The sequence below is a fragment of the Mesorhizobium sp. M2A.F.Ca.ET.037.01.1.1 genome, from assembly GCF_003998075.1.
Taxonomy (GTDB): Bacteria; Pseudomonadota; Alphaproteobacteria; order Rhizobiales; family Rhizobiaceae; genus Mesorhizobium.
Genome location: NZ_RZSA01000042.1, coordinates 1 through 13,765, shown reverse-complemented (window position 1 = coordinate 13,765; position 13,765 = coordinate 1). Strand labels below are relative to the sequence as shown.

Genomic DNA, 13,765 nt, shown 5'->3' with positions numbered 1-13,765 from the left:
ACCTACAACGGTTCCATTCCGGGCCCGCTCATGGTCGTGCATGAGGGCGACTATCTCGAGCTGACCTTGATCAACCCCGACACCAACACGCTCGCCCACAATATCGACTTCCATGCGGCGACCGGCGGGCTCGGCGGCGGTGCGCTGACGCTGATCAACCCCGGCGAGCAGGTGACGCTGCGCTTCAAGGCGACCCGGTCCGGCACATTCGTCTATCATTGCGCACCTGGCGGGGCGATGATCCCCTGGCACGTGGTGTCGGGGATGAGCGGGGCGGTGATGGTCCTGCCGCGCGATGGCCTGAGGGACGAAAAGGGCAAGCCCGTACGCTACGACCGCATTTACTATATCGGCGAGAACGACTTCTACATCCCGCGCGACGAGCAGGGAAAGTTCAAGAAGTACGACTCGGCCGGCGACAACTACGACGACACCGTGAAAGTGATGCGCGGCCTTGTCCCGACGCATGTCGTTTTCAACGGCAAGGCTGGATCGCTGACCGGCGAAAACGCCATGAAGGCCAAGGTCGGAGAGACGGTGCTCATCGTCCACTCGCAGGCCAATCGCGACACCCGTCCGCACCTGATCGGCGGCCATGGCGACTTCGTCTGGGAACACGGAAAGTTCGGCAATCCCCCCGCCAAGGATCTCGAAACTTGGTTCATCCGGGGTGGATCGGCGGGCGCGGCGCTCTACGCGTTCCGGCAGCCGGGCGTCTACGCCTACGTCAATCACAATCTCATCGAGGCCGTAGAGCTCGGCGCGACTGCGCACTTCACGGTGGACGGAAAATGGGACGACGATCTGATGATGCAGGTCGAGGCTCCCAAGGCGATTGCCTCATAGAAGGTCGATCGACCTGCGACCCGCCGGCGATATCGGCGGGTCGCAGCCGCTAGCGGAGCTTGAGCATGTCCTTCGATCCTGTCTTCACATTGGGAACGATCGCGGCCGCCGCCCTCATCGCTCTCGGCGTCAGCAATGCGATCGACGGGGCGACGCCCTCGCGGGTTCCAGCTGCCGTGGCGAAGCTGGTCGCCCTGGCGCCCGGATCACTCGAAAATCCGCAGCCTGGTGAGTTCCTCCGGGACAATCATCCCGTACCCGCACCCGTGGCGAAGGAAACCATCGACACGCCACTGGAAATCATGAAGTTCCAGGTGACGGCGTCGGACTATGACCTTTGCGTTTCGGACGGCGCCTGCAAACCTGCCGACTCGCGTCTCGTCGGCAACGTTCCGGTGACGGGCGTCAGCTTCCTCGATGCCCAGGCTTACGCGAATTGGCTGTCGGCAAAAACGGGTGAAACCTGGCGGCTGCCCACCAACGTAGAGTGGGCCTATGCAGCTAGCGAGCGGTTTCGGCCCGACATCGAGGGGGGCGACGGCGACCCGGCGGATCCGGCGAGGCGATGGCTCACCCAATACCGCAACGAGGCGGCGCTCGGCCGTAAAGCGGATCCTGAACCGCGTCCTCTCGGGGCATTCGGAATCAACTCAAAGGGCGTTGCGGATATTGCCGGCAATGTCTGGGAATGGACATCGACCTGCTACGCCCATGTGACGATGACCAGCGATGGCGTTGCCAGTTCGCTCACCAATTGCGGCGTGCACGTTGTGGAGGGGTTCCACCGCACCTACATGTCGAACTTCATCCGCGACGGCAAAAGCGGCGGCTGCGCGGTCGGAACTCCGCCGGACAATCTCGGGTTTCGCCTGGTCCATGAACGCGGCGACTTCCTGCAGGCCGCGCTTCGCCGATTGGGCCTCACCTGACTGCCCCACAAAAAGGAACTTAGATGACTTCGAAGCCGGCCCTGCTTGACAGAGTGCGCCCCGTCGCCGAACAGCCCCTGGCCCGCCCCGGCGTGGACCGGGCCTCGATCGGGGTGCTGGTGCGCGAGTTCTATTCCAGGGTGAGAAAGGATGAGCGGCTCGGGCCTATCTTCGCCCGGGAAATCGCCGTTGACTGGGAGCCCCATCTGGAGAAGATGACGGACTTCTGGTGTTCCGTCATCTTGAAGAGCGGCGACTACCATGGCCGACCTGTGCCGGCCCATCTGAAGCTCAAGGACGTGACCGAAGCAGACTTCGGGATTTGGCTGGCTCTCTTCGGCGAGACGGCATCCCGCCTGTTCGCTCCCGAGATCGCGGCGGTGTTCGTCGAGCGAGCGGAAAGGATAGCGACGAGCCTCAGGCTCGCCATGTTCTTCCACCTCGGCCCTGCCGCCAGAGACGTTTCGGGAAAAGTGTGAGCGGTCAGGTTCGCACCCCTCGCCATAGCTGTTCGTTCGCAATTTTCTAAAACGCGGGGATGGAGCGGTTTCGCCGTTTCCTTGCTCCAAGTGACCGGCAAGCAGGGAGCAATCCACCGAGCTGACATCCGGTTTGATTCCGCACATGGACTGTGATGGACTGTAGCTGTTCAAGCCCCTGATTTCCGCGATGATCCTCAATCTTTTCGTCGGCACGATCGTCATCAGCCTGACGGTCCTGATCCACACTTTCGGCCTTATCGCGATCACTTACGTGATGTCCCGACTCGTTGCGCTGTTCCGGATGCACGGGAGGCGCAGCCGGGTCATCGCCATGATCACGGTCGTGATGGGGCTTTTCGCTGTCATGACGGCGGAAGTCTGGCTATGGGCCGGGATCTACCGGCTGCTCGGAATCTTCAGCGATTTCGAGACGGCGCTTTACTTTTCGACCATCACCTTTTCGACGGTCGGATATGGCGATGTCGTGCCGGCTCATGGCTGGCGCGTGCTGGCGGCCCTGGAAGGCATCAACGGCTTTCTGCTGATCGGCTGGTCGACAGCCTATCTGATCGCGGCCGGGACCCGTGTCGGGCCGTTCAGGGTGGGCGAGCATTTCTGACCCCCCACCTGAAGCCTATTCAAACTGAAGCCTATTCAAACCGCCACCGAATGCCTGCCGGTTCCGTTGCTGAGGTATTTGTCGAATTTCGCCGCCACCGTGCGGACAAGCGGACGGCTTGCCGCCGGCACGACGAAGTTCTCGCCTTCCAGCCGAAGAAGCTGGCCCGCCCCGCCGATGGCCAGTCGGCTCGCTTCGCAAAGCAGCCTTTGGCCGACATTTCCAAAGCGGTCGACAAGCTCCACCGCCGAGAAGGCGAAGTTGCACATCAGGCGCTCGATGACCCAGCCACGCGCCTCATCTTCGACGCTGAATTCTATGCCGCGCGTTATCGCCAGCTCTCCCGAATCCACGGCTTTCTGGTATTCACCCGTCGCAACGATGTTTTGTGCATGGCCCTGGCGATACCGGCTGATCGACGAGGGGCCGAGACCGATCAGGGTTTCGCACTGGTCCTCGGTGTAGCCCTGGAAATTGCGGCGGATCTTGCCGGCGCGGGCGGCAACCGCCAGCGTGTCCCCGGGCTTCGCGAAATGGTCCAATCCCAATGCCTCGTAGCCGGCATCGACAATCAGCTGCGCGGCAAGCTGTGACTGCGCCAGGCGCGCGACGGAATCGGGCAGCCAGGCTTCATCGATCATCGTCTGATGCTTCTTGAACCACGGCACATGCGCGTAGCCGAACAGGGCAAGCCTGTCCGGCGCCAAGGTCAGCGCCTGGGCAACGGTCGCCGCGACGCTCTTGCCGGTCTGATGCGGCAGGCCGTAAAGCAGGTCGAGGTTGACGGACGTGACGCCCCGCGCCCGCACCGCATCGACAATGCTCTTGGTCAGCGCGAAACTCTGCTCGCGATTGATCGCCTTCTGCACCTTGGGATCGAAATCCTGGACACCCAGGCTCGCCCTTGTCATGCCGATCGCGGCAAACGCGTCCAGCCGACCCTCGTCCATGTCATTGGGGTCGATCTCGACGCTGAGGCTGGCATCGCCGAGGAAGTCGAATTGATCCCGCAACGCCTTTCCGAGCATGAGGATGTCGTCGGGCTTCAGCATTGTCGGGGAGCCGCCACCGAAATGAACGGCGCGGACCCTGCCGCGGCCGCTGACGAGGCCGACCGTTTCGATCTCCTTGTGGAGGGAGCGAAGGAAAGTGGCCACGGGCGCATAGTGACGTGTCTGCTTGGTATGGCAGGCACAGAACCAGCACAGCCGATCGCAATAGGGAATATGGAGATACAGCGATATCTCGTCATCGCCTTCGAGCGCGTCAATCCACCCGCGAACCGTGACCGCGTCAACGCCCGGATGAAAATGCGGCGCCGTCGGATAGCTCGTGTAACGCGGCACGTTGTCGCCAGGGCTCACGGTCGGAGCTGGGCGCGGCGGATCGATGGGAGCGGCGGGCGGGGTCATGACGGTCAAACTGCCCGAACGACGCCGGCAAAACCTTGATCTCGATCAAGGCGACTCAGGTCAAAACCCGGGCAGATTGCCGCTCCTATTTGACCACGGGCGTCGCAATGACCGCCAGACAGGATGTTCAGCAAGCAGACGTCCCCGCAATTTGCAAATCCTGCGAAGCGCGGCAGGATGGATTATGCGGCGCCTTCAACGCCCGCCAACTCGCCGAGTTGGCCAAAGCCTCCTCCAGGCATGAGGTTCCGGCAGGCACGGAACTGCCCGACGACGGAACCTACTCCAATCTTCTGTCCGGCGTGGTCAAGCTCACGAGAAATCTCTCGGATGGTCGTCAGCAGATTGTCGGGTTCCATTTCGCGCCCGATTTCCTGGGCAGGCCGTTCGAGGCAAAGAAGCCGATCAGGGCCGAAGCCTTGACGAATGTGGCGCTCTGCTCGTTTCCAAAGGCAATCATCGATCGGATGGCAAACGAGATGCCGGAGCTTGGACGTCTGCTGCTGAAGCATACGCTGAACGAGCTCGACGAAGCACGCGACTGGATGGCGGCGCTGGGGCGCAAGACCGCGTCCGAGAAGGTCGCAAGCTTCCTCCTCATGGTCGCCAGAAACACCAATCCCGCGCACCATCCGGCGAGCCCGATAAGCTTCGACCTGCCGCTGACACGCACCGATATCGCCGATTTTCTCGGGTTGACCATCGAGACGGTCAGCCGGGAACTGTCCAGGTTGCGGTCCGACGGCACGATCCGGATCGTCAACAAGCGGCAGATCAGCCTCGCAAGCATGGCTCAGCTCGAGGAACGCTGCGGCGACTGACCGGCGACGATCCTCCTGCGAGCCTTCGCTTGCTTGACCTCACCATGACCCCAAGGTTCGGCCTTGCAGGTCGTTTCGCTGGCGTCCCTGCCTGAAGCGGGATCAGTTTCCGACGCCCTCCAAATAAAAGCAGTGCGCGTTTGACCTGGATCAAGGCCGGGGGGCCGGGAAATCTCGAAAAGGTGCCTCGGGCGGGTATTTCCGCCGGAACTTTCGAGACGAGATCGGGGACTTGCGATGAAATTTGGCACGGAGATCGTCCTTCTAAGCCTGTTCGCCTTTGGCGCCCTCGTAGCCGCCGGCTTCGGGGTGGATGAACCTTTTCGCCAGCACATGTGGGTTTTGTTCTTGGCCGTGGCTGGATTCACCGCGGTCCTGCTGCGCACTACGGATTTCAAGCCCGCGGCGCCGATCGACCCATCCGCCTACATGGATGGTCCGATCCGCTACGGCGCCATTGCGACGGTGTTCTGGGGCGTCGTCGGCATGCTGGTCGGCTTGATCATCGCGCTGGAGCTTGCATACCCTCAGCTTAACATCGGGCCCTGGTTCAATTTCGGCCGGCTGCGGCCGCTTCATACCTCCGGTGTGATCTTCGCCTTTGGCGGCAACGCCCTTCTGTGCACATCCATGTATGTCGTGCAGCGCACGTCCCGCGCGAGGCTGTTCGGCGGCAATCTCGCCTGGTTCGTCTTCTGGGGCTATCAGCTGTTCATCCTCATGGCCGCGACCGGCTATCTGCTGGGCATCACCGAAGGCCGCGAATATGCCGAGCCGGAATGGTATGTCGACCTCTGGCTGACGATCGTCTGGGTCGCGTATCTGATCCTTTTCCTCGGCACCATTCTGAAGCGCAAGGAACCGCATATCTACGTCGCCAACTGGTTCTACCTGTCCTTCATCGTCACCATCGCGATGCTGCATGTCGTCAACAACCTGACGATGCCGGTCTCGTTCCTCGGCTCGAAGAGCTACTCGGCATTCTCGGGTGTTCAGGACGCGCTGACGCAGTGGTGGTACGGCCATAATGCGGTCGGTTTCTTCCTGACGGCGGGCTTCCTCGGCATGATGTACTACTTCGTGCCCAAGCAGGTGAACCGCCCGGTCTATTCCTACCGGCTGTCGATCATCCACTTCTGGGCGCTGATCTTCCTCTATATCTGGGCAGGACCGCACCACCTCCATTACACCGCCCTGCCCGACTGGGCGCAGACGCTCGGCATGGTGTTCTCGATCATGCTGTGGATGCCGTCCTGGGGCGGCATGATCAACGGCCTCATGACCCTCTCCGGCGCCTGGGACAAGATCCGCACCGACCCGATCGTCCGCATGATGGTGGCGGCCATCGCCTTCTACGGCATGTCGACCTTCGAAGGGCCGATGATGTCGATCAAGACGGTCAACTCGCTGTCGCACTACACGGACTGGACAATCGGCCACGTCCATTCGGGCGCGCTCGGCTGGGTCGGCCTGATCAGCTTCGGCGCGATCTACTACATGGTGCCCAAGCTCTGGAACCGCGAGCGGCTCTATTCGATGCGCCTCGTCACCTGGCACTTCTGGCTGGCGACGCTCGGCATCGTTGTCTACGCGGCGGTGATGTGGGTCTCGGGCATCATGCAGGGGCTCATGTGGCGCGAATACGACGAGCAGGGTTTCCTCGTCTATTCCTTCGCCGAGACGGTCGCCGCGATGCATCCCTACTACATCATGCGCGCCGCGGGCGGCGCCATGTACCTGGCCGGCATGCTGATCATGGCCTGGAACATCACCATGACCATCCGTGGCTACCAGCGCAAAGAGCAGCCTTTGCCGGGTTCCGCCCCCGCCCTCCAGCCTGCCGAATAAGGAGCCAGACATGGGCCTGATAGACAAACACGCGCTGATCGAGAAGAACGCGACGCTTCTTCTCGTCGGATCCCTGCTGGTCGTGACCGTTGGCGGCATCGTCGAGATCGCGCCGCTCTTCTATCTCGACAACACGATCGAGAAGGTCGAGGGCATGCGGCCCTACACCCCGCTGGAGCTTGCCGGACGCAACATCTATGTACGCGAGGGATGCTATCTCTGCCACAGCCAGATGATCCGGCCGTTCCGCGACGAGGTGGAACGCTACGGCCATTACAGCCTGGCGGCCGAGTCGATGTACGACCACCCCTTCCAGTGGGGATCCAAGCGAACCGGACCGGATCTTGCTCGCGTCGGCGATCGCTACTCCAACAGCTGGCAAGTTCAGCATCTTGCCGACCCGCGCTCCGTGGTGCCGGAATCGGTCATGCCGAACTACGCCTTCTTGAAAGACACGCCGATCGAGGTGAAGGATTTCTCGACGCATCTGGTTGCGAACAGGCGCGTCGGGGTGCCCTACTCCGACGACATGGTCGCCAACGCAAACGCCGACCTGACGGCGCAGGCCGATCCCAATGCCGACACGACCGGCCTGGAGAAACGCTACCCCAAGGCCAAGATCGGCGACTTCGACGGCAACCCGCAACAGGTCACCGAGATGGATGCTCTCGTAGCCTATCTCCAGATGCTCGGCACCCTGGTCGATTTCAAGAACTACGACGAAGCAGCCGGCTACCGCTGAGGAGGGCAACCGATGGAATACAACTTGATGCGGGAGTTCGCCGACAGTTGGGGCCTGCTTGCCATGGCTTTGTTCTTTGTCGGCTGCATTGTCTTCGCGCTGCGTCCGGGTGGCAGAAAGCATGCCGACGACGCCGCTAAAATTCCTCTCCAGGACGATTGATCATGAGCAACGAGCATATCGACGAAATCTCGGGCATCACGACGACCGGCCATGAATGGGACGGTATCAAGGAGCTCAACAATCCTCTGCCGCGCTGGTGGGTGATCACCTTCTACATCACCGTGGCCTGGGCGCTCGCTTACACGATTGCCTATCCCGCCTGGCCGATGCTGAGTTCCGCCACCAGGGGCGTCCTGGGCTTCTCCAGCCGCAATGCCGTCAAGAACGAGATGGCCGCGGCTGACGCCGCCAAGGCCAAATACGTCACGGCAATACAGTCCAAGACCGTTTCGGAAATCGCCGCTGACGACACGTTGCGCGAGTTCGCCGTCGCCGCCGGCGGCGCGGCGTTCAAGGTGAATTGCGTGCAGTGCCACGGCTCCGGCGCGCAAGGATCGACAGGGTTTCCGAACCTCAACGATGACGATTGGCTCTGGGGCGGCAAGGCGGAGGAGATCCAGCAGACGATCACGCACGGCATCCGCTTCGCAGCGGACCCCGACACCCGTCAGTCCGAGATGACCGCCTTTGCCGACGTGCTCAAGCCGGAACAGATCGCCCAGGTCAGCGCCTATGTGGCGAGCCTTTCCGGACCGGTACAGGACAAGAGTCTGATCGAGCCCGGCGCCAAGGTTTTCGCGGACAATTGCGCCGCCTGCCATGGCGAGAACGCTAAGGGCAACCGCGACCTCGGAGCACCTGATCTGACGGATGCCATCTGGCTCCACGGTTCCGGCGAGGCCGCGATTGCTGCCCAGGTGCGAGCCCCGAAGAACGGGGTGATGCCTGCCTGGGTCGGCCGTCTCGGCGAGACGACGGTCAAGGAGCTGGCTGTCTATGTCCATTCGCTTGGCGGCGGAGAATAGGAGCGGGGCCTATTCTCGGCCCTCAGCCGTTCAAGCGACGAGGCCCGGCCGTGCCGGGCCTCGACTTGCTTTTTGATGGCTCAATTTGACCTGCATCAACGCGACGCGCCCGCGCGATTGCGAGATTGCCGGAAAGAAGGCGGCATCATTTCGCCGTGATTGGAGATCGTCGTGCTGGATCAGTCGCAGGTAGAACGGCTCGAGGCCGAAGCGGTCAACTCCGCGAAGACGCGACAGCCGCTCTACGCCGCGCGCAAGAAAATCTTTCCGAAGCGCGCCTCCGGTCGTTTCCGCCAGTTCAAATGGCTGGTGATGGCGATCACGCTCGGCATCTATTACCTGACCCCCTGGCTGCGCTGGGATCGGGGGCCTTTCGCTCCCGACCAGGCCGTTCTCATCGACCTGGCGAACCGCCGTTTCTACTTCTTCTTCATCGAAATCTGGCCGCAGGAATTCTACTACGTCGCCGGCCTTCTGATGATGGCGGGCGTCGGTCTTTTCCTGATCACATCGACGGTCGGGCGAGCCTGGTGCGGCTATACCTGCCCCCAGACAGTCTGGGTCGACCTGTTCCTTGTCGTCGAACGCGCAATTGAGGGCGATCGCAATGCCCGCATGAAGCTGGACGCCGCTCCCTGGAGCGCCCGCAAGCTTTTCCTGCGCGTCTCCAAGCACGCCATCTGGCTTGTCATCGCTGTGGCCACGGGCGGGGCCTGGATCTTCTACTTCGCCGATGCGCCGAAGCTGCTCGGCGAAGTCGTCACCGGCACGGCGGCGCCCATCGCCTATGCCACGATCGCGGTGCTCACCGGCACCACCTATGTGCTCGGCGGGCTGATGCGCGAGCAGGTCTGCACCTATATGTGCCCGTGGCCGCGCATCCAGGCCGCCATGCTCGACGAAAACTCGCTGACGGTGACGTATAACGACTGGCGCGGCGAGCCGCGCTCGCGCCACGCCAAGAAGGCCTCGGCCGCCGGGCAATCGGTCGGCGACTGCGTCGACTGCAACGCCTGTGTCGCCGTCTGCCCCATGGGAATCGACATCCGCGACGGCCAGCAGCTGGAATGCATCACGTGCGCCCTTTGCATCGACGCCTGCGACAGCGTCATGGACAAGCTCGGCCGGGAACGCGGGCTGATCTCCTACGAGACGCTGGCTGACTACAACGCCAACATGGCGTTGGCCACATCCGGAGGCACCGGCCCGGTCAATCCGGCGCTGGTGAGGACGCCGAGCGGCAGCTTCGCCGACGGCCTGGCACATTTCCACCTGGGCAAGATCTTCCGGTTGCGCACCTACATCTATCTCGGCGTGTGGTCGGCGATCGGCCTGGTGCTCGTCTGTTCGCTGCTGACGCGCGAACGGCTGGAGCTCAACGTCCTGCATGATCGCAATCCGCAGTTCGTGACGCTCTCGGACGGCTCGATCCGCAACGGCTATACGGTCAAGCTGCTCAACATGATACCCGAGCCGAGGACGGTCGAGATCACGCTGCACGGCCTCGACGGCGGTGAGATGAGCATCGTGGGCATCGACCAGCCCGCGAGCCGCTCCTTCTCCATCCCGGTCGAGCCCGACCGGCTGAAGACGCTGAAGGTCTTCGTCCGGCAACCGGCCGATCAGATCAGGAAGCCGGCGCAGAGTTTCGAATTCCGCATCGACGACACGGCAAGTTCCGAAACCGCCGAATACACTGCAACTTTCAATGCCCCGGAGAACAGCAGATGAGCGCCGAAATGCCGAAGCCGCGCGAGTTCACCGGCAAGCATATGTTGGTCTCCATTCTGGCGTTCTTCGCGGTGGTGATCGGGGTCAATGTCACCATGGCCACGCTTGCCCAGAAGAGCTGGACCGGCCTCGTCGTCGAGAACACCTATGTCGCAAGCCAGCAGTTCAACGAAGAAGCCAGGAAAGGCAGGGCGCAGGCGGCGCTGGGCTGGACAGGCAAGCTGAGCGTCGCTTCCGGCGAGGTCCGTTACAGCCTTGTCGACAGCCAGGGCAAGCCGGTGCCGCTGCGCGGCGTCAAGGTGCTGTTCCGCCACCCGGCCTACGAGGCCGAGGACGAAGCCCTGACACTTGCCGCGGTGGCCGGCACTGCCGGGAACGCGGACGCATTTGCTGTCCGGCACACGCCCAGGAACGGCGTCTGGATCGTGGAGATCGATGCGGATGCCGGGCTGGCGTCGCCGTTCCGCGATGTCCGCCGTGTCATGATCTCGAATGGAGCCCTGCAATGAGCTGCTGCGCGCCTGGAGCTGAAATGGCGTTGGAGGTCGCTGCCGCGACATCCGCATCGCCGTCGAGCGAGGAGATCAAGTTGGCCAGCCGCTCCCTGGGCGGCGACATCCACCAGACCGACCTGTCGGTGCCGACGGTTCACTGCGGAGCTTGCATTCAGACGATCGAGGCGGCGCTCGGCTCGGTCGAGAATGTCGTGTCCGCTCGCGTCAACCTGTCGACGAAGCGTGTGTCAATCCGCTGGCGCGGCGACATCGTCCCGCCATTCTTCGCCGTGCTCGGCCGGCTCGGCTATCAGGCGCACCTGTTCGACCCGGAAATTCACGAGAAGGACAGGACGCTCTCGGAGCTGATCCGCGCTGTCGCCGTGGCGGGCTTCGCGGCCGGCAATATCATGCTGCTCTCGGTATCGGTCTGGTCCGGCGCGGAAGGCCCGACTCGCGATCTGTTCCATTGGCTGTCCGCGCTGATCGCCATCCCGGCGCTCGCCTTCGCCGGCGGGATCTACTTTCGCTCGGCTGCGAACGCGCTGCGCCATGGCCGCATGAACATGGACGTGCCGATCGCGGTGGGCGTTTCCCTCGCCTACACGATGAGCCTCTACGAGACCATCAATCACGGCGAGCACGCCTATTTCGACGCCTCGGTGTCGCTGCTCTTCTTCCTGCTGATCGGGCGCACGCTGGATCACGTGATGCGCGAGCGGGCGCGAACCGCGGTCAATGGCCTATCGCGGCTTGCCGCGCGAGGGGCAGTGGTCCTGCGGGACGACGGAATACGCGAATACGTGCCCGTCGCCGAACTCGCTCGGGGAATGCGCCTGCTCATTGCGGCCGGCGAGCGGATCCCGGTCGACGGCGATATCGTCAGCGGGAATTCCGACCTCGATTGCTCGATCGTCTCCGGCGAGAGCGCGCCGAAAGCCGTGAGCGCCGGCACGCACGTCCAGGCCGGCACGCTGAACTTGACGGGTCCGCTGACGATGCAGGCTAGCGCCGCAGCGAAGGATTCCTTCTTGGCGGAAATGATCCGGCTGATGGAAGCCGCCGAGGGTGGCCGCTCGCGCTACAGGCGGATCGCCGACCGGGTATCGGCACTCTACGCACCCGTGGTCCATCTGGCGGCCTTCGTCACCTTCCTCGGCTGGATGGTTGCGTCCGGCGATTGGCACCGCGCCATGACCATCGCGATCGCCGTGCTCATCATCACCTGCCCGTGCGCGCTCGGCCTCGCGGTTCCGATCGTCCAGGTGGTGGCGGCCCGGCGCCTGTTCGAGGCTGGCGTCATGGTCAAGGATGGTTCGGCGATGGAGCGTCTCGCGGCGATCGACGCGGCTGTGTTCGACAAGACCGGGACGCTCACTCTGGGGCTGCCCAGGCTCGTCAATGCGGCGTCGATCGATCCGGCCATGCTGGCGATCGCGGCAGATCTGGCGGCGCATTCCCGGCACCCGTTCTCGAAGGCGCTGGCGGCCTATGGCAGCGTTCGCGATCGAACCCAATTCGACCGCGTGCAGGAGGAGCCGGGCTTCGGCATCGAAGCGTCCGCGGGCGGCGATATCTGGCGCCTTGGCCGGCGCGGCTGGGCCGGATGGAAGGCCCGCACCGGCGGTGAAGGGCGGTATGGCGGCCTTGGCGGCACGGTCCTCGCGAAGAATGGCAGGATCGTCGCATGCTTCGCCTTCGAGGATGCCACGCGCGCCGATGCGAAGGCGACGGTGGAACGGTTGAAGGACGCCGGCATCTCGGTCGAGATGCTTTCCGGCGACACCGCGAGAGCCTGCGGCGAGGCGGCGGGAGCCTTGGGCATCGAGAATTTCGTGCCGGCCCTGCTGCCATCGGGCAAGGTCGAGAGGATCGAGGCGCTGGCTCGCGCCGGTCACAAGGTGCTGATGGTGGGCGACGGCCTCAACGACACGCCGGCGCTCGGCGCCGCGCATGTCTCGATGGCTCCGGCGACCGCGGCCGACATCGGCCGCCAGGCCGCGGATTTCGTCTTCCTGCGCGAGAGCCTGCTGGCGGTACCGCTCGCCCTGGATGTTTCGCGCAAGGCAGGCCGGCTCATCCGCCAGAACATCGCAATCGCGATCATCTACAACGCGTTCGCCGTGCCGATCGCCATCCTCGGACATGTGACGCCGCTGATTGCGGCGATCGCGATGAGCGCTTCCTCGCTGATCGTGATCGCAAATGCGATGCGGCTTCAGACGACGGCGAAAGCGGCTCCTGAAGCCGCTCCCGCCAGGCGCCGCAGCGACGCCATCGAAGCGGCGCACCCATGACCACGCTCGTCTATCTCATTCCAGTGGCCCTGTTCCTCGGCGCTCTCGGTCTGTCCGGCTTCCTGTGGGCCTTGCGCAGTGGCCAATACGAGGATCTCGACGGAGCCGCCGAGCGGATACTGATCGAACCCGATACGCGAGACAAGGAAGCCCCGCGATCAAACTGACGTAGATCAAGGCGGCGTTGCCGCCGACGTCCGAGAGTAAGGCTGACGATAGCGGGAGACTTCGATGCAGGCTCGGGACATCATGACGACGCCGGTGGTCACAATCGCCACCTCTGCCTCGGTCGCCGAAGCGGCCGATCTGATGCTGACCAGGAACATCCGCTGCCTGCCGGTCGTGGGAGACGACGGATCGCTGGCTGGCATCATCAGCGAAGGCGATTTCCTGCGCCGGGGCGAACTTGGCACCAGACGGGCGCGGCCTCGCTGGCTGGAGTTTCTTGCCGGTCCAGGCAAGCTCGCCGACGAGTATGTCCGTTCGAGCGGCCGCCGGGTGGCCGAGGTCATGACC

Annotated in this window: 15 protein-coding genes; 14 read left to right on the top strand and 1 reads right to left on the bottom strand. The window is 63.4% G+C overall.

What is annotated here, in order from left to right; all coding sequences use genetic code 11:
* From nirK to EOA27_RS04055, 4 genes are all read left to right on the top strand, one after another.
* Positions 1-846, top strand: an 846-nt coding sequence (gene nirK, locus EOA27_RS04070; protein WP_127255520.1) for a copper-containing nitrite reductase, incomplete at its 5' end; no start/stop codon positions are given.
* Between the two features lie 65 nt (positions 847-911).
* A complete protein-coding gene (locus EOA27_RS04065) occupies positions 912-1,775 on the top strand; it encodes an SUMF1/EgtB/PvdO family nonheme iron enzyme (protein ID WP_126079225.1) in 864 nt (287 codons plus the stop codon).
* A gap of 23 nt (positions 1,776-1,798) precedes the next feature.
* A complete protein-coding gene (locus EOA27_RS04060; RefSeq protein ID WP_126079226.1) occupies positions 1,799-2,254 on the top strand; it encodes a group III truncated hemoglobin in 456 nt (151 codons plus the stop codon).
* A gap of 190 nt (positions 2,255-2,444) precedes the next feature.
* Positions 2,445-2,876 carry an ion channel gene (locus EOA27_RS04055; RefSeq protein WP_126079227.1) on the top strand — a complete coding sequence of 144 codons (432 nt, stop codon included), beginning with the start codon at positions 2,445-2,447 and terminating at the stop codon, positions 2,874-2,876.
* A gap of 35 nt (positions 2,877-2,911) precedes the next feature.
* Here EOA27_RS04055 and hemN read toward each other — a convergent pair whose 3' ends face one another.
* Entirely contained in the window at positions 2,912-4,288 is a 1,377-nt protein-coding gene (gene hemN / locus EOA27_RS04050) for an oxygen-independent coproporphyrinogen III oxidase (RefSeq protein WP_126079228.1), read from the bottom strand.
* A gap of 107 nt (positions 4,289-4,395) precedes the next feature.
* Here hemN and EOA27_RS04045 point away from each other — a divergent pair, with 107 nt between their 5' ends.
* From EOA27_RS04045 to EOA27_RS04000, 10 genes are all read left to right on the top strand, one after another.
* Positions 4,396-5,109 (top strand): Crp/Fnr family transcriptional regulator, encoded by a 714-nt coding sequence (locus EOA27_RS04045; RefSeq protein WP_126083548.1) that lies wholly within the window; start codon positions 4,396-4,398, stop codon positions 5,107-5,109.
* A gap of 237 nt (positions 5,110-5,346) precedes the next feature.
* Positions 5,347-6,957 carry a cytochrome-c oxidase, cbb3-type subunit I gene (ccoN, locus tag EOA27_RS04040; protein WP_126079229.1) on the top strand — a complete coding sequence of 537 codons (1,611 nt, stop codon included), beginning with the start codon at positions 5,347-5,349 and terminating at the stop codon, positions 6,955-6,957.
* 10 nt (positions 6,958-6,967) lie between these two features.
* Positions 6,968-7,699, top strand: coding sequence for a cytochrome-c oxidase, cbb3-type subunit II (gene ccoO / locus EOA27_RS04035; RefSeq protein WP_126079230.1), 732 nt, complete (start codon positions 6,968-6,970; stop codon positions 7,697-7,699).
* A gap of 12 nt (positions 7,700-7,711) precedes the next feature.
* Positions 7,712-7,861 (top strand): CcoQ/FixQ family Cbb3-type cytochrome c oxidase assembly chaperone, encoded by a 150-nt coding sequence (locus tag EOA27_RS04030; RefSeq protein WP_042647191.1) that lies wholly within the window; start codon positions 7,712-7,714, stop codon positions 7,859-7,861.
* Positions 7,862-7,863: 2 nt separating this feature from the next.
* A complete protein-coding gene (gene ccoP / locus EOA27_RS04025; protein WP_126079231.1) occupies positions 7,864-8,727 on the top strand; it encodes a cytochrome-c oxidase, cbb3-type subunit III in 864 nt (287 codons plus the stop codon).
* Between the two features lie 171 nt (positions 8,728-8,898).
* Positions 8,899-10,458 (top strand): cytochrome c oxidase accessory protein CcoG, encoded by a 1,560-nt coding sequence (gene ccoG, locus EOA27_RS04020; protein ID WP_126079232.1) that lies wholly within the window; start codon positions 8,899-8,901, stop codon positions 10,456-10,458.
* Positions 10,455-10,967, top strand: coding sequence for a FixH family protein (locus tag EOA27_RS04015; protein ID WP_126079233.1), 513 nt, complete (start codon positions 10,455-10,457; stop codon positions 10,965-10,967). The genes ccoG and EOA27_RS04015 overlap by 4 nt, the downstream gene beginning before the upstream one ends.
* Positions 10,964-13,249 (top strand): cation-translocating P-type ATPase, encoded by a 2,286-nt coding sequence (locus EOA27_RS04010; protein WP_126079234.1) that lies wholly within the window; start codon positions 10,964-10,966, stop codon positions 13,247-13,249. Before EOA27_RS04015 ends, EOA27_RS04010 begins: the two co-directional genes overlap by 4 nt.
* On the top strand, positions 13,246-13,416 hold the full coding sequence (gene ccoS / locus EOA27_RS04005; RefSeq protein WP_126079235.1) for a cbb3-type cytochrome oxidase assembly protein CcoS: 171 nt from the start codon (positions 13,246-13,248) through the stop codon (positions 13,414-13,416). Before EOA27_RS04010 ends, ccoS begins: the two co-directional genes overlap by 4 nt.
* Positions 13,417-13,480: 64 nt before the next feature.
* Positions 13,481-13,765, top strand: a 285-nt coding sequence (locus EOA27_RS04000) for a CBS domain-containing protein (RefSeq protein ID WP_127255518.1), incomplete at its 3' end; no start/stop codon positions are given.

What these genes read in the sequence shown, in the direction of transcription:
- EOA27_RS04065 (WP_126079225.1), top strand. Translation starts at nt 912, where the DNA reads ATGTCCTTCGATCCTGTCTTCACATTGGGAACGATCGCGGCCGCCGCC.
- EOA27_RS04060 (WP_126079226.1), top strand. Translation starts at nt 1,799, where the DNA reads ATGACTTCGAAGCCGGCCCTGCTTGACAGAGTGCGCCCCGTCGCCGAA.
- EOA27_RS04055 (WP_126079227.1), top strand. Translation starts at nt 2,445, where the DNA reads ATGATCCTCAATCTTTTCGTCGGCACGATCGTCATCAGCCTGACGGTC.
- hemN (WP_126079228.1), bottom strand. Translation starts at nt 4,288, where the DNA reads ATGACCCCGCCCGCCGCTCCCATCGATCCGCCGCGCCCAGCTCCGACC.
- EOA27_RS04045 (WP_126083548.1), top strand. Translation starts at nt 4,396, where the DNA reads ATGACCGCCAGACAGGATGTTCAGCAAGCAGACGTCCCCGCAATTTGC.
- ccoN (WP_126079229.1), top strand. Translation starts at nt 5,347, where the DNA reads ATGAAATTTGGCACGGAGATCGTCCTTCTAAGCCTGTTCGCCTTTGGC.
- ccoO (WP_126079230.1), top strand. Translation starts at nt 6,968, where the DNA reads ATGGGCCTGATAGACAAACACGCGCTGATCGAGAAGAACGCGACGCTT.
- EOA27_RS04030 (WP_042647191.1), top strand. Translation starts at nt 7,712, where the DNA reads ATGGAATACAACTTGATGCGGGAGTTCGCCGACAGTTGGGGCCTGCTT.
- ccoP (WP_126079231.1), top strand. Translation starts at nt 7,864, where the DNA reads ATGAGCAACGAGCATATCGACGAAATCTCGGGCATCACGACGACCGGC.
- EOA27_RS04015 (WP_126079233.1), top strand. Translation starts at nt 10,455, where the DNA reads ATGAGCGCCGAAATGCCGAAGCCGCGCGAGTTCACCGGCAAGCATATG.
- EOA27_RS04010 (WP_126079234.1), top strand. Translation starts at nt 10,964, where the DNA reads ATGAGCTGCTGCGCGCCTGGAGCTGAAATGGCGTTGGAGGTCGCTGCC.
- ccoS (WP_126079235.1), top strand. Translation starts at nt 13,246, where the DNA reads ATGACCACGCTCGTCTATCTCATTCCAGTGGCCCTGTTCCTCGGCGCT.